This is a genomic window from Streptomyces sp. JLBG701 (assembly GCF_058544905.1).
Genome location: NZ_CM178588.1, coordinates 8,698,129 through 8,715,308 on the forward strand (window position 1 = coordinate 8,698,129; position 17,180 = coordinate 8,715,308).

At 70.4% G+C, this 17,180-nt stretch carries 16 protein-coding genes and 3 pseudogenes; 8 read left to right on the top strand and 11 right to left on the bottom strand.

What is annotated here, in order from left to right:
- Window positions 1–39: 39 nt before the first annotated feature.
- From AC5DRG_RS40015 to AC5DRG_RS40025, 3 genes are all read right to left on the bottom strand, one after another.
- Window positions 40–1,359 carry an MbnB/TglH/ChrH family RiPP precursor modification enzyme gene (locus AC5DRG_RS40015; RefSeq protein ID WP_491804748.1) on the bottom strand — a complete coding sequence of 440 codons (1,320 nt, stop codon included), beginning with the start codon at window positions 1,357–1,359 and terminating at the stop codon, window positions 40–42.
- Window positions 1,360–1,485: 126 nt separating this feature from the next.
- The gene (locus AC5DRG_RS40020) at window positions 1,486–2,271 is read right to left on the bottom strand and encodes a DUF4142 domain-containing protein (protein ID WP_491804749.1); all 786 of its coding nucleotides are present in this window, start codon (window positions 2,269–2,271) and stop codon (window positions 1,486–1,488) included.
- Between the two features lie 185 nt (window positions 2,272–2,456).
- Window positions 2,457–3,176 (bottom strand): peptidyl-tRNA hydrolase, encoded by a 720-nt coding sequence (locus AC5DRG_RS40025; RefSeq protein ID WP_491804750.1) that lies wholly within the window; start codon window positions 3,174–3,176, stop codon window positions 2,457–2,459.
- Window positions 3,177–3,244: 68 nt separating this feature from the next.
- Here AC5DRG_RS40025 and AC5DRG_RS40030 point away from each other — a divergent pair.
- Together AC5DRG_RS40030 and AC5DRG_RS40035 are read left to right on the top strand one after the other, a co-directional pair.
- A pseudogene (locus AC5DRG_RS40030) lies at window positions 3,245–3,399 on the top strand (ABC transporter ATP-binding protein); the annotation flags it as partial.
- 286 nt (window positions 3,400–3,685) lie between these two features.
- Window positions 3,686–4,135, top strand: a pseudogene (locus AC5DRG_RS40035) (ABC transporter); the annotation flags it as partial.
- Here the strand turns inward: AC5DRG_RS40035 and AC5DRG_RS40040 are convergent.
- The 7 genes and pseudogenes from AC5DRG_RS40040 to zapE form a co-directional block, all read right to left on the bottom strand.
- Window positions 4,127–4,264, bottom strand: a complete 138-nt coding sequence (locus AC5DRG_RS40040; protein ID WP_491804751.1) for a hypothetical protein — start codon at window positions 4,262–4,264, stop codon at window positions 4,127–4,129. The pseudogene AC5DRG_RS40035 and the gene AC5DRG_RS40040 sit on opposite strands and share 9 nt — an antisense overlap.
- An 18-nt stretch (window positions 4,265–4,282) precedes the next feature.
- Window positions 4,283–5,134, bottom strand: a complete 852-nt coding sequence (locus tag AC5DRG_RS40045; protein WP_491804752.1) for a polysaccharide deacetylase family protein — start codon at window positions 5,132–5,134, stop codon at window positions 4,283–4,285.
- 63 nt (window positions 5,135–5,197) lie between these two features.
- A complete protein-coding gene (locus tag AC5DRG_RS40050; protein ID WP_491804753.1) occupies window positions 5,198–5,995 on the bottom strand; it encodes a slipin family protein in 798 nt (265 codons plus the stop codon).
- Between the two features lie 102 nt (window positions 5,996–6,097).
- A pseudogene (locus AC5DRG_RS40055) lies at window positions 6,098–7,607 on the bottom strand (SulP family inorganic anion transporter).
- Between the two features lie 17 nt (window positions 7,608–7,624).
- Window positions 7,625–8,203, bottom strand: a complete 579-nt coding sequence (locus AC5DRG_RS40060; protein WP_491804754.1) for a carbonic anhydrase — start codon at window positions 8,201–8,203, stop codon at window positions 7,625–7,627.
- Window positions 8,204–8,309: 106 nt separating this feature from the next.
- The gene (locus tag AC5DRG_RS40065) at window positions 8,310–8,705 is read right to left on the bottom strand and encodes a hypothetical protein (RefSeq protein ID WP_491804755.1); all 396 of its coding nucleotides are present in this window, start codon (window positions 8,703–8,705) and stop codon (window positions 8,310–8,312) included.
- Between the two features lie 175 nt (window positions 8,706–8,880).
- The gene (zapE, locus tag AC5DRG_RS40070; RefSeq protein ID WP_491804756.1) at window positions 8,881–9,981 is read right to left on the bottom strand and encodes a cell division protein ZapE; all 1,101 of its coding nucleotides are present in this window, start codon (window positions 9,979–9,981) and stop codon (window positions 8,881–8,883) included.
- 37 nt (window positions 9,982–10,018) lie between these two features.
- On the opposite strand from zapE, the gene AC5DRG_RS40075 reads away from it, so the two are divergent.
- The 4 genes from AC5DRG_RS40075 to msrB all read left to right on the top strand — a co-directional run bounded on the left by AC5DRG_RS40075 (window position 10,019) and on the right by msrB (window position 13,452).
- On the top strand, window positions 10,019–10,858 hold the full coding sequence (locus AC5DRG_RS40075; RefSeq protein WP_491804757.1) for a pyrimidine reductase family protein: 840 nt from the start codon (window positions 10,019–10,021) through the stop codon (window positions 10,856–10,858).
- Between the two features lie 131 nt (window positions 10,859–10,989).
- Entirely contained in the window at window positions 10,990–11,463 is a 474-nt protein-coding gene (locus AC5DRG_RS40080) for an indole-3-glycerol phosphate synthase (RefSeq protein ID WP_491804758.1), read from the top strand.
- A gap of 183 nt (window positions 11,464–11,646) precedes the next feature.
- Window positions 11,647–13,032 (top strand): UDP-N-acetylmuramate--L-alanine ligase, encoded by a 1,386-nt coding sequence (murC, locus tag AC5DRG_RS40085; RefSeq protein ID WP_491804759.1) that lies wholly within the window; start codon window positions 11,647–11,649, stop codon window positions 13,030–13,032.
- Between the two features lie 12 nt (window positions 13,033–13,044).
- Window positions 13,045–13,452 (top strand): peptide-methionine (R)-S-oxide reductase MsrB, encoded by a 408-nt coding sequence (gene msrB / locus AC5DRG_RS40090; RefSeq protein WP_491804760.1) that lies wholly within the window; start codon window positions 13,045–13,047, stop codon window positions 13,450–13,452.
- Window positions 13,453–13,498: 46 nt separating this feature from the next.
- Here msrB and AC5DRG_RS40095 read toward each other — a convergent pair whose 3' ends face one another.
- The gene (locus tag AC5DRG_RS40095; RefSeq protein WP_491804761.1) at window positions 13,499–14,521 is read right to left on the bottom strand and encodes a LacI family DNA-binding transcriptional regulator; all 1,023 of its coding nucleotides are present in this window, start codon (window positions 14,519–14,521) and stop codon (window positions 13,499–13,501) included.
- A gap of 417 nt (window positions 14,522–14,938) precedes the next feature.
- Between AC5DRG_RS40095 and AC5DRG_RS40100 the strand changes: the two genes are divergently transcribed.
- Together AC5DRG_RS40100 and AC5DRG_RS40105 are read left to right on the top strand one after the other, a co-directional pair.
- On the top strand, window positions 14,939–16,207 hold the full coding sequence (locus AC5DRG_RS40100) for an ABC transporter substrate-binding protein (RefSeq protein ID WP_491804762.1): 1,269 nt from the start codon (window positions 14,939–14,941) through the stop codon (window positions 16,205–16,207).
- 88 nt (window positions 16,208–16,295) lie between these two features.
- Window positions 16,296–17,168: a carbohydrate ABC transporter permease gene (locus AC5DRG_RS40105; RefSeq protein WP_491804763.1), complete on the top strand. Its 873-nt coding sequence runs from the start codon at window positions 16,296–16,298 to the stop codon at window positions 17,166–17,168.
- The last annotated feature ends 12 nt before the right edge of the window (window positions 17,169–17,180 follow it).

Genomic DNA, 17,180 nt, shown 5'->3' on the forward strand with positions numbered 1-17,180 from the left:
GCTGAGCGGCGCGGACGTACGGGGGCTGCGTCGTATGCCTCAACGGCGGAGCAGGACCCGGCGGGTGGCGCGCGCGAGGCGTACCGCCGGGCGCTGGGAGCGCGGGGCCGGGCCCGAGCGCTCCAGCCACCACTCGCGCAACTCCCGTCGCACCCCGGCCTCTTCGGGCCGCCCGGCGAGCAGCTGCTGCCCGGCGAAGTCCAGCGCGTCCTGCCGGTAGCCGCCGGTCATCGGGTGCCCGTGCGCATACGCCAGGAAGGCGGGCCGGTACCCGTCCCCGAGGATCCGCGGCAGCTCCGGCGCGACCTTCGCCACGACATCCGCCCGCTTGGCGGCGAGCGCCCGCGCCTGCACCCCGAGCCGCACCCGGTCGAACCCCTCGGGCACGGGCGTCCCGGCGACGAGCGAGGACAGCAGCGCGGTCTGCGCGAGGGCGAGGCGCTGGCGGGCGGGGGAGGTTGAGGAGGCGTGTGGCTGCGGCGCCGGGGAGGGCCGGTCGTCCGGGGTGGGGCCGACGAGGGACTCGGCCTGTGCCCGGCCCTTCCTGAGAGCCCCCCGAATCGACGCCAACTCCCGCTCCAGCTCGCCCGCTTCGGGGAAGTTCTCGTCCCGTTCCAGCAGGACGCCGGGCGGTGAGACGCGGGACGCGAGGTCGGTCAGGATGGCGAGGACCGGCTCGGGGACCGGGTGGGCGTGGCTGTCGTGCCAGACGCCGTCGCGTTCGAAGCCGCCCGCGACATGGACGTAGGCGATGGCTTCGAGGGGGAGTTCGGCGAGGGCCTTGGCCGGGTCCTCGCCGCGGTTGACGTGGTTGGTGTGCAGGTTGGCGACGTCGATGAGAAGTCGTACGCCGGTCCGGTCGGCGAGTTCGTAGAGGAACTGCCCCTCGGTCATCTCCTCGCCCGGCCAGGCGATCAGCGCGGCGATGTTCTCGACGGCGAGCGGGACGGGCAGTGCCTCCTGTGCGATGCGCACGTTCTCGCACAGCACGTCGAGGGCGTCGCGGGTGCGCGGGACGGGCAGCAGGTGGCCGGCCTCAAGGCGCGGGGACGCGGTCAGGGGGCCGCCCGCCCGGACGAACGCGATGTGCTCGGTGACGAGGGGCGAGCCCAGCGCCGCGGCCAGCTCGGCGAGGGCCGTCAGCCGGGCCCGGTCGGGGCGGTCGGCGTCGCCGAGGCCGAGTGAGACGCCGTGCGGGACGACCGTCACCCCGCGCTCGCGCAGGCGCAGCAGGGAGTCGGGGAGGTGTCCGGGGCAGACGTTCTCGGCCACGGCCTCGACCCAGTCGATGCCCGGCATGTTCTCCACGGCGTCCGCGATCTCCGGCCGCCAGCCGATACCGGTCCCCAGTCGTTTCATCGTCCGTCCCCCTCCTTCTCCTTCGCGCAGTGACGGAGGTATGGCCCCGGCGCCCGGGTCCGAACCTCCCGCCCCGCACCTTCAGAGCAACATTTGAGGTTCGGGCCCGGCCCAGGCGGGTGCCCGCTACTGGAGCACGCCCTCCGAGTCGACCGGATCCGGTCGCTTGGTGTTGACCGTGCCCGGCTCGCCCGGGGACGGCTCCGACGTGGTCTTGACGTCACCGGTTGCCTCGGCGACCGGCGCCGAGGGGACCACCTGGCCCGGCACGGGTGCCGCGGGGCCGGTCGGGCTGGCGGTGGTGGCGTTGGCCACCTCGTTGGCGATGGCGTCGAAGTCGACCTTGCCGGTCTTCTCCAGCATCGTGATGTGGTCGAGCACGGTCTGGTTGGCGTCCGAGGCCAGCTGGCGCACCAGCGTGTTCCGGGTGGTGTTCCGGACGGTGCCGATCGCCGGGAAGATCTTGCCGTGCGCGGCCCGCAGCAGGTTCGCGAACTTGTACTCGTACTCCTCGCCCTGTGCCGCGGTCAGCTCCGCCAGCCAGCCCTGCTGCTGCTCGTTCGGCTGGTTCGGCAGTTCGACGTTGAGCTGGGCCGCGATGATCCGGACCCGCTTGTCGAGGTCGGTGTGGCCGACGATCAGGTGGTCGGCGCAGTCCTTGATCGCCTCGCTGGGGGCGCGCTCGATCGCCTGCTGACCCGCGGGCAGCTCCCACAGTCCGGCGAGCCGCACACGGACGATCAGGTCGCGGTCGGCGGCGGTCAGCGGGCCCCAGCGGGTGCTCACCGTCGACGCCGCCACGTTCGCCTGCCCGGTTCCGGCGCGGTCGGCGTACGACCACACGGGGAACGCGAGCGCGCCTACCGTGGCGACGAGGGCCGCGATGAGAAGAGCCGTACCGTTGAGCCGCAAGGGTGCCTCCCGGGGAATCCAACTGGTCGTTGGTGCAGTTGTCGCTTGGCCAGCGTCAGGAGGTACGTGTGGGGCGGCGATGATGTTCAAAGGGTAGGTAAAGAACCGCGGTTCCTGGCAACCGTGGAGTGACCGGTATTCGTCACGTACGCGGGCTCCGCCACAGCTCCGGTGCCCGGCACCAGTTATGGCCGCAGCGCCGGGTGGTCGGCGACCACGGTGCACGAGCCCGGGGCGATCTCCGTGAAGCCCGCGTCGCGGACCAACGGGAGTCCGGCTGTGGTGAGTTCGGGCCAGCGGGCGGGGTCCGCGGTGCGGACGGCGAGGGCGAAGTCCGCGTCTCGCCAGGCCTTGCGCTCCTCGTCCGACAGTTCCCACCAGGCCAGTTGGGCGCCGTGTCCCGCCTGGGCCATCGACTTGCCGGCCGACATGTCCAGGTCCGGGTTCATCCAGAGCACCGGCAGGCCGGGGTCGGCGGCGGCCGGCGGTTCCGGGTCGTCGAGATCGGTGCCGGAGACCTGGAGCCTGGCCAGGTCCTTGGGCCAGCCGTCCAGGGGGACGGGCGGGAAGACCCGTACCTCCGCGGACTTCCCGGTGACCGTGATGCCGGGCAGCGTCTCGGCCCGCCGCCACTCGGCACCGCGCGCCCGCCGCACGACCTTGCGGATCCGGGCGTCCTGCCAGTCCCGCATCGTCTGCGCCCACTCGCCCTCACCGAGCGACCGCTCGTCGCTGAGGATCGTCAGTACGGCGCGCGCGGCCGTCTCCAGGGCGTCCGTGCGCGCCGGAGGAGCGTCGCGCTCGATCCGCACGACGAGCGGCAGCACGAACTGCGGCGCCTCGTCACGCGCCGAGGGCTCGGAACGGAAAGGGCTGTCGCCGGGAACGGCCGGGTCACTGGTCACGTCCTCCAGTCTGCCAGGCGGAAGATCGGTTGCTCCGGGTGGTGGTTCCGGGGGAGAGGATGGTCCGCATGCAACCTGAGCTACGGCTGGAGGGCGTGGGCCGCCGCTACGGCCTGCGCGGCCCCTGGGTCCTGCGAGGGCGTCGACCTCGCCGTCCCGCCCGGCACGCTGATCCGCGTCGAGGGCGCCAACGGCACCGGCAAGTCCACCCTGCTCCGCGTGCCAGGTGCTCCGCTGGAATGCCGGTATGTGCCGTCGATCGTCTGCGGCACCATCGTGGCTGGTCGCGCAGTTCCCCGCGCCCCTTCAGGGCGCTGCCGAACCGCAGTGGATTTCGCCCGCCCTGCCTAGTCGGCCTCGACGCCCCGACCGAGGGCCGCCCGCGCCGCCGACAAGCCGCTGGAGCGTTTCGGTGCCGCCGCCTACGCCCGCACGCCCATGACGAGGCCTGGACAGCCTGGACACCGGCGCCCGGGCGGAGTTGGAGATGGCGGCCGCTCGGCTGGACGGCCGCGGCCGGACCTGCACGGGCACACCTGGCCTGCGTCCTGGTCGCGCTGGGCGCCGCTGCGGCACTCGGCACGGCCGCGACCCTCCTCGTGACGTTGATCAGCGACCCGGCGAGCGCGGACCACCGCACCCGGGTGTCCCTGGTGGCCGCCGGCGTGGCGGGCCTGCTGGCCGCCCTGGCGTGCGCCCTGCTCGGCACGGCCGTCGGTGCCCTCACGAACTGGCCGGTCCTCCACTCGCCCGGCCGCGCCGTCCCCACGCTCCTCCTGGCGGCCCTGCTGGCGCTGGTGGTGTCGGGCTCCCCGGCGCAGGCCGCGGTCAGCGGCCTGGTCGGCGGCTCGCAGTCCGGCAGGGTCCCGGTGCCGTTGCCGCCCCTCCTGGCGGCAGCGCTGCTCACATCCGCGGCCACGGCGGCGGCCTGCGCGCTCACGTCCCGCCGGTCAGCCTGAGCAGGCGGTCCGCTGGGCCTCCTGCCACTCGCAGACGGGGCAGAGAGTGATCCCCTTGTGCGAGTCCGGGTACTCGGTCGGCTCCCGGCACAGCACGCACTCCGCGTAGGACGGTTCGTCGTCGCTCATCCCTCCAGCGTACGAGGCTCAGCGGCGCCCGCCCGTCGCCCCGATCAGCTCGGACACCTTCACGAACCGGAACCCCTGCTTGCGCAGCTCGGGCACGATCGTGCGCACCGCCCGTTCGGTCGTCGGGGCCGCACTGCGCGTGCAGTGCATGACGACCACGGAACCGGGCTTCACGCCCTCCAGCACCTGCCGGGCCACGGCGTCCGCGTCCGTCGCGAAGGCGTCCCCGCTCACCACGTCCCACTGCACGGCGGTGACGCCGGCCCGGGTGAGGGCCTTGAGGGCCCGGCGGTCGTAACACCCGCCGGGGAAGCGGAAGTACGGCATCGCGTCCGGCACCCCCGCCTTGCGGAAGGCGGCGTACGCCCGCTCCACATCCGCCCGCATCCGGTCCTCGGAGACCGTCGGCAGGCCGTAGCAGTCGTCCGTGAAGGCGTAGTGGCTGTAGGAGTGGTTCGCCACCTCGAACTGCGGGTCCCGCCCGATGGACCGGGCCTGGACCGGGTACTCCTCGGCCCACCGCCCGGTCATGAACACGGTGGCCGGTACCTTCAGCGCGCGCAGGGCGGCGATGAGCCCCGGATTGTCGAAGCGCTCGCCCCCGGCGGCCCGTGCGCTCTGATCGGCGGTCATGTCGGCGTCGAAGGTGAGCGCGACGGTCCTGCCCGCGGTCCGGGGGCCGTTCTCGAAGACGGGGGTCAGACCGGCGGGGCCGGGGGCGAGTGTGGGCGGCCTTGAGGGTGCGGTGGCGGACTTCGAAGGGACCGGACGTCCGGCGTGCGGCGCCTGGGCGGTGCCACAGGCGGCGAGGGAGGCGAGGGCGGCGCTCAGGGCGCAGGCGGCGGTGACGCGTCGTACGAGAGTGATCACCGTATGAAGATATGAGGATAAATCCGGCATTCCGCTGGGCGTGTCCAGCGCACCCTGTCGACGTCACTCGGAAGAAGCATTGGGAGGCGGCGGCTGTGGTGGCGATGCTCCCTTCTCCAGGAAGCGCAGCAGCTCCACGGGGATGGGCAGGACAAGGGTGGAGTTCTTCTCCGCCGCGACCGCCATCACCGTCTGGAGCAGCCGGAGTTGGAGTGCGGAGGGGGTGTCCTCCATCTGCTGGGCCGCCTCGGCCAGCTTCTTCGACGCCTGGAGTTCGGCGTCCGCGTTGATGATGCGGGCCCGCCGCTCGCGGTCGGCCTCGGCCTGTCGGGCCATGGAGCGTTTCATCGTGTCCGGCAGCGATACGTCCTTGATCTCGACGCGGTCGATCTGCACACCCCAGCCCATGGCCGGGCTGTCGATCATCAGCTCCAGGCCCTGGTTGAGTTTCTCGCGGTTGGACAGCAGGTCGTCCAGGTCGCTCTTGCCGATGATCGAGCGCAGCGAGGTCTGTGCCATCTGGGAGACCGCGAACTTGTAGTCCTCGACCTGGATCAGCGCGCTCGCCGCGTCGACCACCTTGAAGTACACGACGGCGTCCACGCGCACGGTCACGTTGTCGCGGGTGATGCCCTCCTGGGCGGGCACCGGCATCGTCACGATCTGCATGTTGACCTTGTGCAGATGGTCCACGGCCGGGATCACCAGCGTGAACCCGGGAGGCCGGACCGCGCCCGCGAGCCGCCCGAAGCGGAGGACCACCCCGCGCTCGTACTGCTTGACGATCCGTGCCGCCGCCGCGACATACACCACGCCCGCGGACGCGGCCGCCGCGGCGGCGATCAGCAGCTCCTGGAGCATCCCGGCCTCCTCGTCGAGAGGTCCGCTATGTCTGCTCCTGCAACGATATGCCCGGCACCTGGTCCGGGGCCACGACCGGCCCCGGACCAGGCAACCGAGCGCTCAGTGTGCCGTGACCCGCACGGGTTCCGTGCCGGCCGCGCTGTGCCGCTCGGCCCAGTTCTCCAGCGCCGTACGGCAGGCGTGGTCGAGGTGGTGCAGGCCGGACAGGTCCAGCTCGACGGGTCGGTCCTGGGGGAGCGCCTCCAGGCTGTCGAGGATCTTCGGCAGCCGCAGGAAGGTCGCGTTGCCTGAGAGGTACGCCTGGACTGGCCCGGCGCCCTTGTCTATGACCTCAAGCCGGAGGTGCGAGGCCTCCCACGCCGTCTTGGCGACGGCGAGCGCGAGGCCGATGAGCACGCCCTCGAACATGCTGACCGCGACGATCGACACCGCCGTGACGACCAGGATCACCGCCTCACCGCGGTGCTCGCGCCACAGCGACACGATCTCCCGTACGGGGATCAGCTTGGCGCCGGAGTACACCAGGATGCCCGCCAGCGCCGGGATCGGGATGTACGCGAGCACGGACGGCAGCAGCGCCGCGAACAGCAGCAGCCAGACGCCGTGCAGCACCCGGGACGCCTTGGTCCGCGCGCCCGCCTGGACGTTCGCCGCGCTGCGCACGATCACCGCGGTCATCGGCAGCGCGCCCAGCACGCCGCACACCGCGTTGCCCGCGCCCTGCGCCATCAGCTCCTTGTCGTACTCGGTGCGCGGCCCGTCGTGCAGCCGGTCCACGGCCGCCGCGCTGAACAGCGACTCGGCGGACGCGATCAGTGTGAACGCGACGACCGTACCGAGCAGACCGACGTTCCCGAGCTCGCCGAAGGCGTCCAGGGAAGGCGGCTGTACGGAGTCCAGCAGGCCCCGCACCTTCGACGGTCGCCACCGGCAGGCTGAACGCCAGTGCGGCGAGCGTGGCGAGACCGACCGCGGCGAGCGGGCCCGGGATCGTACGCACCTTCCGCGGCACGTACTTCCACAGCACGAGTACGGCGATGGTGCCCGTCCCGAGCGCGAGCGAGGCCAGAGTCCCGGTGCTGCGGGCGGCCTCGGCGAGTGCCTCGGGCAGTCCCGCGATCTTCCCGAGCCCGGAGGCCGGGGCCTTGGCGTCGGCCATGGCGTACAACTGCCCGGCGATCAGCACGAGTCCGATACCGGCCAGCATGCCCTCGACCACCGAGACCGAGATGGCCCGGAAGTAGCGCCCCAACTTCAGGGCGCCCATGAGGAGTTGGAGCACACCCGTGGCGAGGACGACCACGCCGAGGACGGGCAGCCCGAACTCCCGCACGGCCTCGAAGACCAGCACGGTCAGTCCGGCGGCCGGCCCCGACACCTGAAGGCTGCTGCCACGCATCAGCCCGGTGACGATGCCGCCCACGATGCCGGTGACCAGGCCGAGTTCGGCCGGGACACCCGAGGCGACGGCCACGCCCACGCACAGCGGGAGCGCGACGAGGAACACGACGAGAGAGGCGGCGAAGTCCTGCCGCAGATGGGGAAAGCGGGACTGGGGAAAGCGGAACTGGGGGAGGCGGGACCTGCCCTTGGCGGCTATGGAGTTCACGGAGTTCATCGCGGCGCTCACAGGGCCGTGAAGGCGTCGGCGTGCGGACGGTGCGCCAGCACGGAGCCGGTGTGCACCTCGTAGTACCAGGCGTGCAGCCTGAGTTGACCCTGTGTCAGCTTGTCGGCGATGTACGGGTACGAGCGCAGCCGCAGCAGCTGGGTCAGTACATGGCTCTGGACCCCCGTGGCGACAGCCGGATCCTCGGCCGCCCCCTCCGGGCGCGGAGTGGCGTGCGCGAGCCAGTCGCGCACGGCGGGTACGGCGGTCAGGTCGTCGCCGCGCACCAGCGCGCCGACGGCACCGCAGTGGGAGTGTCCGCAGACGATCACGTCCTTGACGCCGAGGACCTCCACCGCGTACTCGATGGTGGCCGCCTCGCTGGTGGGGTGCTCGGAGGCGTACGGCGGGACGATGTTGCCCGCGGTGCGCAGCTCGAAGAGCTCGCCGGGCCGGGCGCCCGTGATCAGGGCCGGGACGACCCGGGAATCGGAGCAGGTGATGAACAGGACCTGTGGGGACTGGCCTTCGGCGAGCTTGGCGAACTCCTCAGGGCGCTGTCCGAACATGCGGGCGTTGTCGAAGAGGGGCTGCATGATGTGGTGACTCCTCCTGGCGCGCCCATGCGGGCACGTCGGGGCTGGCGCGCCACTGAGGGCGCGTCGGGCTTTCAGGACAGAGGTGGTGGGGACTGCTCTGTTCTCAGCAGCGGAAGACCTGAAGTGCGGCCGGGGTGCGGTCCGTCGAAGGTCTCGATGTGCGGTGGCGCGCTGCCGGTACGGCAGGCACGGGCGCGACGGTGGAGCTCCGGGGAGGCAACGGAAGATCCATCGCCTCGGATGCCAGATCGGCGACGCGCTGCCGGTCGCGGGAGCGCAGGGGACCGGTCGGGCCCCCGATGGGATCGTGGTCGCAGAAGCTGACGGACTCGTCCTGCAGCGCCTTGCCGGCGAGCTCGATTCCGGGCCGGGCTTTGGCCTCGGCCTGACGGGGAGTATGCGCGGATGCGAAGGGCCCCGTGAAAGCGAAGAACGACAGGGTGAGCAGCGTGGAGGCGAGGAGCGAGAGCACGGCCCGAGCCGTTGTACCTCGGAACATGCGCCCCCCTTCAGCCCGTCCGCACCTTTTCTGTGCACCAACACACGGTCAATGGTTGGTCAAGGAACACGTTAGCCCGGCAAAGTTGTTTGCAGGGTTAACTTCACGTTTCGGGTCGAAGAGAGCGTGAAAACTGCGGTTGGGATGGCGCGAACCGGCCCTTGACGGCCGGCGACTACCGAGGCTCTACGAGCGACTTCGCGTCGCGTGCCAGCGCGGTCAGCCGGGAGATCGCCCGGAAGTACTTCTTGCGGTAACCGCCGTTCAGCATCTCCTCGCTGAACAGCTTGTCGAAGGGCATCCCCGAGGCCAGGACGGGCACCTCACGGTCGTAGAGCCGGTCCGCGAGCACGACGAGTCGCAGGGCCGTCGACTGGTCGGGTATCGGCTGGACGTCGGTGAGGCACACGGCGCTGAGGTTGTCGGTGAGGGCGCCGTAGCGGCTGGGGTGGACCTTGGCGAGGTGGTCGAGGAGGTGCGGGAAGTCGTCGAGCGAGGCGCCCTCGGTGGCGTACGCCGCCTTCGTCACCAGTTCCTCGGAGAAGGGCGCCGGTGCCTCGGGCAGACCGCGGTGGCGGTAGTCCTCGCCGTCGATGCGCAGCGGGCGGAAGTGCGCGGACAGGCCCTGGATCTCGCGCAGGAAGTCGGCCGCCGCGAACCGGCCCTCACCGAGCTTGCCCGGCAGGGTGTTCGAGGTGGCGGCGAGCGCGACGCCCGCGTCGACGAGCTTGCCGAGCAGCGTCGATACGAGGACGGTGTCGCCGGGGTCGTCGAGCTCGAACTCGTCGATGCACAGGAGGCGGTGGCCGGAGAGCGTCTGGACCGTCTTCTGGAAGCCGAGCGCGCCGACCAGGTTCGTCAGCTCCACGAACGTGCCGAACGCCTTGAGCGCGGGCTCGGCCGGGGTCGCGTGCCAGAGGGAGGCGAGCAGGTGGGTCTTGCCGACGCCGTAGCCGCCGTCCAGATACACGCCGCGGGGCCCGGCCGGAGCCTTCGGGGCCTTGCCGAAACCGAACAGCCTGCGTTTGCCGCCGCCCACCGCGTGCGCCCCGCCCAGTCCGCCCGCGAAGCCGTCGAGGACGCGAACGGCCTCGATCTGGCTGGGCTGGTTCGGGTCCGGGATGTACGTGCTGAAGCGAACCGAGTCGAAACGCGGCGGCGGCACCATCTCGGCGACCAGCCGGTCCGCGGGGACACGCGGTTCACGGGCGCACAGGGACTGCGGGGCCGCGTCGGCTATGGGGCTGAGGCCTGAGGCGGCGGTGGAGGACGACACGGTTCAGCAGTCTAGGCGCCGTGCCACACTGCTCGACATGCGACGCCTGTTCCCTGTGACGTACGAAACAGCAGCCCAGGCCTCGGGCGAGAGTCCCGGGAGTGGTGGGGCGGGTGCGGGTCTTGTCGATCGGGAGTGGACGTTCGACGAGCTGGCCGCCGCCTATGCCTACCCCGAGCCGGGGGCCGGTAGTGGGTCCGGGCCCGGCGGGCAGGGGGCCTGGCTGCGCGCCAACATGGTGTCCACCCTCGACGGGGCCGGTCAGCACGACGGTCGCTCGCAGCCCATCTCCGGCCCCACCGACATGCGGATCTTCGGCACTCTGCGGGCGCTGGCCGATGTGGTGGTCGTCGGCGCGGAAACGGTACGCCAGGAGGGGTACCGTCCCGCACGCGCGCGTGCGGAGTTCGCGGCGCTGCGGGAGGCGGCGGGACAGGGGCCGGCGCCGGTGATCGCGGTGGTCACCGCGAGTCTGGACCTGGACTTCTCACTTCCGCTTTTCACCTCGCCCCTGGTGCCCACCTTGGTCCTGACGGGCGCGGCGGCTCCGGTCGACCGGGTCGCGGCCGCCGAGAAGGCGGGGGCCCGGGTGGTGGTCGCCGGTGACGGTGCGGGCGTGGATCCCGCGCGTGTGGTCAGCGCCCTCGCCGGCCTCGGGCACACCCGGCTGCTGACCGAGGGCGGTCCGCGGCTGCTCGGCCAGCTGGTGGCCGCCGAGGCACTCGACGAGCTGTGTCTGACCCTCTCCCCGATGCTCACGGCCGGGGACGCGCAGCGCATCGCGGGCGGGCCCTCGGTCGAGGTGCCGCGACGCTTCGAACTCGTTTCCCTGCTGGAGGAGGCCGGTTTCCTGTTCGGTCGTTACCGTCGGTCCTGAATTCGGCGGAATCTGCCGTTCCGTTTAGCTTCCGCCGGGCACACTAAATCTCGCAGCCCCCGTGCGATCACGGGGCAGGATGGTTTCCGCAGGGGCCCGCCAACGGCCCACGGAGGAGAAGGGCGCCTGTCGTGTTCACAAGCGTATTGATGATCGAGAAGGCCCTGACGTCCGCCGACGTGGAGTTCGTCACGACCTTGCACGGGGACGAGCCGGTCGCCTTCCATGTGCTCCTTCAGCCGCGCGGCGACCAGGCGGATCGCCTGCTGCGGGCCATCGACGACATCGCCCTCGGCGAGCTCGACGAGGCCGCGCGTGAGCGGGAGACGCCGGAGGGCAAGGACGCGGAGGCCATCGGTGAGCAGGCTCTGGCGGTGTCCCTCACAGCTCTGCGGGGCGCGGGCAGCGAGGCGGACGGGCGGCTTATCGAGGACCATCCGCTGGACGCGCTGAAGGCGCTGGTCGATGAGATCGAGGCGGATGAGGTGATCGTGCTGACCGATCCCCATTACGTGGAGGAGTTCTTCCATCGGGACTGGGCGTCTCGGGCTCGGCACAAGGTGGGGGTGCCGGTGCTGAAATTGTTCTCGCACAGTAAGGCCTAGGTGCCGTGGGGGTGGGGTGCGTTTGTGGCTGCGGGTGCTCTGTGGCTGGTCGCGCCCACGCGGCGGTAGCCGCACATTGATACAGCCCCGCGCCCCTGGGTGGGTGCAGTCACCGTCATTCGACAAGCAATAGGCTGGTCCCTCGAACGTCCGCCTTACGCACCACGCACAGGGAGACAACACATGGCACCCGGCCTTCCTACCGCCATGGACCGACCGCACTTCATCGGCATCGGCGGCGCCGGGATGTCGGGGATCGCGAAGATCCTTGCGCAGCGTGGGGCCAAGGTGGCGGGGAGTGATGCGAAGGAGTCCGCTACCGCCGAGGCTCTGCGCGCGCTGGGTGCCACCGTGCATATCGGGCACGCGGCCGAGCACCTTGCCGACGACGCCACCTGCGTGGTCGTGTCGTCGGCGATCCGTGCGGACAATCCGGAGCTGGCCCGTGCGGCCGAGCTGGGCATTGCCGTGGTTCACCGGTCGGACGCGCTCGCCCGGCTGATGGACGGGCTGCGGCCGATCGCGGTCGCCGGTACGCACGGTAAGACGACCACGACGTCGATGCTCGCGGTGTCACTGACCGAGCTGGGGCTGAACCCGTCGTACGCGATCGGCGGAGACCTGGACGCCCCCGGCTCCAACGCCCTGCACGGCGAGGGCGAGATCTTCGTCGCCGAGGCGGATGAATCGGACCGCAGCTTCCACAAGTACGCGCCCGAGGTCGCGATCGTCCTCAACGTGGAGCTGGACCATCACGCCAACTACGCGTCGATGGAGGAGATCTACGAGTCCTTCGAGACGTTCGCGGGCAAGATCGTGCCCGGCGGCACGCTGGTGATCACGGCGGACCACGAGGGCGCGCGGGAGCTGACCCGCCGTGTCGAGGGCGTCCGGGTGGTCACGTACGGCGAGTCGCAGGACGCGGATGTGCGGATTCTGTCCGTGGTCGCGCAGGGGCTGAAGAGCGAGGTGACCGTCGTGCTGGACGGCACCGAGTACACCTTCATGGTCTCGGTCCCCGGCCGGCACTACGCGCACAACGCGGTCGCGGCGCTGGCGGCCGGTGTGGCGCTCGGCGTTCCGGCCGCGGAGCTGGCGCCCGCGCTGGCCGCCTACACCGGTGTCAAGCGGCGTCTCCAGCTCAAGGGCGAGGCGGCGGGGGTGCAGGTGATCGACTCCTACGCCCACCACCCGACCGAGATGACGGCGGACCTGGAGGCGATGCGCGCCGCCGCGGGTGACGCCCGGATCCTCGTCGTGTTCCAGCCGCACCTCTTCTCCCGCACCCAGGAACTCGGCAAGGAGATGGGCCAGTCCCTCTCCCTGGCGGACGCGTCGGTCGTCCTCGACATCTATCCGGCCCGTGAGGACCCGATCCCCGGCGTCACGAGCGACCTGATCATCGAGGCGGCCCGGGCCGCGGGCGCGGACGTGACGGCCGTGCACGACAAGGCGGAGGTGCCGTCGGCGATCGCGGGAATGGCTAAGCCGGGTGATCTCGTTCTCACCATGGGCGCCGGTGACGTGACGGACCTGGGCCCGCAGATCCTGGACCGTCTCGCGAAGTAAGGGGTGGCATTCATGTCGTACGACGTCGAAAAGCCGGACGAGCAGTGGCGGGCCGAGCTGACCCCGGCCGAGTACACGGTCCTGCGTCAGGCCGGCACCGAGCCCGCCTTTGTGGGTGAGTACACCGACACCAAGACCAAGGGCGTCTACTCCTGCCGCGCGTGCGGCGCCGAACTCTTCACCTCGGACACGAAGTTCGAGTCCCACTGCGGCTGGCCGTCCTTCTTCGACCCGAAGGACACCGACGCGGTGGAGCTGATCGCGGACCGGTCGCACGGGATGGTGCGGACCGAGGTGCGGTGTGCTCGGTGTGGGTCCCACTTGGGGCACGTCTTCGAGGGCGAGGGGTACGCGACGCCCACGGATCAGCGGTACTGCATCAACAGCATTTCGCTGCGGCTGACGGCGGACGAGGACTGACGCGGGGCCGCAGGTTCGAGCCCTGGGCGCGGGCCTGCGGCGGCGGTCACGCCGCCCCGCCGGCGGGCGGCGGCGCGGTGGAGTTGCGCAGCACGAGTTCGGTGCCGACCTCCATGTGCTCCATGAGCAGCCGCTGTCCTTCGATGAGGGACAGCAGCGCGCGGGCCGCCTTCTGGCCCATGTCGTGGAGGGGCTGGCGGACGGTGGTGAGACCGGGGAAGCTCTGGGCCGCCTGCGGGAGGTCGTCGAAGCCCACGACGGAGAAGTCGGCCGGCACGTTCAGGCCGAGCGCCCGTGCGGCGTCGATCGCGCCGAGTGCCATCAGGTCGGCGCCGGCGACGATCGCCGTAGGGCGGTGGTCGGTGATGAGGCGGGTCGCGGTGCGGAAACCGCAGGCGTAGGAGAAGTCGCAGGGGGCGACCAGCCGCGGGTCGACCTGGAGTCCGGCCAGCCGCATCGCGTCCTCGAAGCCCTGGAAGCGGACGGACGTGCTTTCGAGGTCCTCCTCGCCGCGGAGGTAGCCGATCCGGGTGTGCCCCAGTTCGATCAGGTGCTGTGTGCCGACGCGCATGCCGTGGTAGTTGTCGACGCTCAGACGGGGCAGCGGTACGTCCAGGCGCCGGGGGTCGATGACGACGCAGGGCAGCTTCTGCCGGCGCAGCAGTTTGACCGTGTCGTCCTCCAGGACGGGGGCGATCAGGAGCACGCCGTCGACGAGACCGCGGGCCAGGAACTCGATTCGGTCCTTCTCCCGCACCGCGTCGTGGTACGAGGCGTTGACCAGTAGTTCCTGTTCGGCGTCGGCGAGTTCGTCGGCGACTCCCCGGAGGATCTCCAGTCCGTACTGGCTGGTCAGATCCAGTGCGATGAGGCCGATGAGCCCGCTGCGGCCGGCCTTGAGGTTGCGGGCCGAGACGTTCGGCCGGTAGCCGAGTTTCCCGGCCACCTCCATGACGCGGCGTCGGGTCTCCTCGGAGGCCCCTGGCTTGCCGTTGATGACGTTGGACACGGTCATCGCGGAGACTCCGGCCTCCTCGGCCACCTGCGCGATGGTCACCCGCCCTGCCACCCGAACTCCTTCTGCCCGACCTCGGTCACCCGGCACGCGAAGACTTTAGAGCCTGCTCTTCCTCGCACCAGCCATATATTCAAGGAAACTTTAACGATAAGTTGCATGTGGGTCAATGGAAGCTGCGGCAGGCGTGCGGTTCGGCCCTGCGAACAGGGTGGACGTGACGGGGTTGCGTGGGAAGTCCGGTAGGTGTGGCCGCTTCAGCCCGGCTGGCCGACCACGGAAAGTTACGTATAGATGTCAGCTAAGTTTTGCGTTACAGTCCCGGCCATCGGCAGGCAGGTTCGCCGCAACTCGGGTCGACCGGCCCTTTTCCACACGTATCAGCGCTGCACCCACACGGCACCAGGCTGATCGACTCAAAAACCCCTTCAGACATGACAAGTCGGTGCGTACCGACGGGTGAGGTGTGTAATGAAGCGCTCTGGGAGACGTCTCGCGGTCGCCACCACGATCGCCGCCATGGCGGTGTCGTTGGCCGCGTGCGGCGGCGGGTCGTCCGGTGCCTCCGGCGACGGCACGGTGACCATCCACGTGCAGGGATGGAAGGGCGGCGGCGCGGAGCCCGCCAACGTCGCGGAGATCAACAAGGCGTTCGAGAAGGCGCACCCCAAGATCAAGGTCGACTTCGAGTACATCACCGCGAACGACACCTACCTGCAGAAGCTCCAGCCGGAGCTGCTCGGCGGCAAGGCCGGTGACGTCATCATGGTCGACACGGACAAGATGAAGAAATGGGGTGCCTCCGGCTACCTCGCCGACCTGTCCGACGAGTCGTGGGCGAGTCAAATAGCCCCGGACGCCAAGCCGTTCGCGCAGTCCGACGGCAAGACCCTCGCCATGCCGATGGAGCTGATCGGCATCGGCCTGTACGCCAACATGGACCTGCTGAAGAAGGCGGGCATCACCGAAGTCCCCGCCGACTGGCCGACGTTCCTCGCGGACCTCGCCAAGGTCAAGAAGGCCGGCATCACCCCCATCTCGCTGCCCGACAAGAGCGCCTGGACCGGCAGTTCGGTCCTCCAGGCCGCCGGCTCGACCGTCGTCTACCAGAAGAACAAGCAGTGGGACGCCGACTTCCTGGCCGGCAAGGCCTCGTTCGACCCCGACTGGAAGAGCTCGCTTGAGCAGTTGAAGACCCTTGAGGACAAGGGATACGTCAACTGGAAGAACGAGCTCGGTACCGACGAGTGGTCGCAGGGACCGCAGGACTTCAGCGCCGGCAAGAGCGCCTTCTGGTACCAGGGCGCCTGGCAGGTCTCCAACGTCAAGAAGGCCGGTTTCCCGGTCTCCTTCGCTCCCTGGCCGGGCGGCGCCGCGGGCACCGAGCCCAACGGGATGCTCTTCTCCGGCACCATGTGGGGCGTCAACTCCCAGTCCCAGCAAGGTGATGCGGCCCGCGAGTACGTCAAGTTCTGGTCGCAGAGCGAGAACCTCGCCAAGTACCTGGACGCCGAGCACGCGGAGTCGCCCTTCACCGGCGGCACCACGCCGGAGAGCACCGAGACGACGGCCTTCACCACGGCCTTCAAGGACGGCCGTTACCGGATCCTCCCGTCCAACTCCTGGTACGGCGCCACCGCCGAGACCACGACCGGCTCCAAGATCCAGGCCTATCTGCTGGGCACGGCGTCCGCCGCGCAGACGCTGAAGGACATCCAGACCGCGGCGTCCGCGAAGTAACCCGGCCACCCCTGGTCCGCCGTGGTGGGGGCGCAAGGACGGCTCCTGGCCGCCCCCACCACGGCCATCCGGGAAGAGGAGGACCCTCGTGTTCCACCGACGGCGCGCCACCATGGCGGCCTTCCTGCTTCCGGCGATCGTCCTGTACGGCGCCTTCATGCTGTATCCGCTGGCCCGCGGCGTGTACCTGAGCATGACCGACAGCCTCGGCGGCCCGATCGCCAACTTCGTCGGCACCCAGCAGTACCGTGACATGGCCGACGACCCGGCCGTCTCCGCGGCCCTGTGGCACACCGTGCTGTACGCGGTGGTCGTCGTGGTCATGCAGAACGGCCTGGGGCTGCTCTTCGCGAGCATGCTGTTCCGCCGCCCCGGCGTCCGCAAGGCGCTCAGCGTCGTCCTGCTGACACCGACGCTCATCTCACCGGTGATGGCGGCCTTCATCTGGTCGTATCTGTTCGCCCCGACCGGCGGCATCAACGGCCTGCTCGACCTGGTCGGCCTGCACGGCCTCAACCATGTCTGGCTCGGCGACACCTCCACCGCGCTGTACTCGGTGGCGGCGGTCAACATCTGGATGTTCACCGGCTACTCCTGCGCGATCTTCCTCGCCAGCTACATGAGCATGCCGACCGAACTCCTTGAGGCGGCCGCGCTGGACGGCGCGACCGGCTGGCGGCGCTTCGTCAGCATCGAATGGCCGCTGCTCGCCCCCGCGCTCACCGTCAACGTGACGCTGAGCCTCATCGGTTCGCTGAAGGTCTTCGAGTTCCCCCTCGTGCTGACCAACGGCGGCCCGGCCGGGGCCACGGACACCCTGACCCTGCTGGTGTACCGGAACGTCTTCGGCGGCGGGAAGTTCGCCTACGGCGTCGCGCTGTCGGTCGTCCTCCTGGTGACCGTGGTCGTCCTGTCCAGCGCCACCTCCTCCCTGCTCCGGCTGCGCGAGCGACGTATCTGACGCCCTCTCACG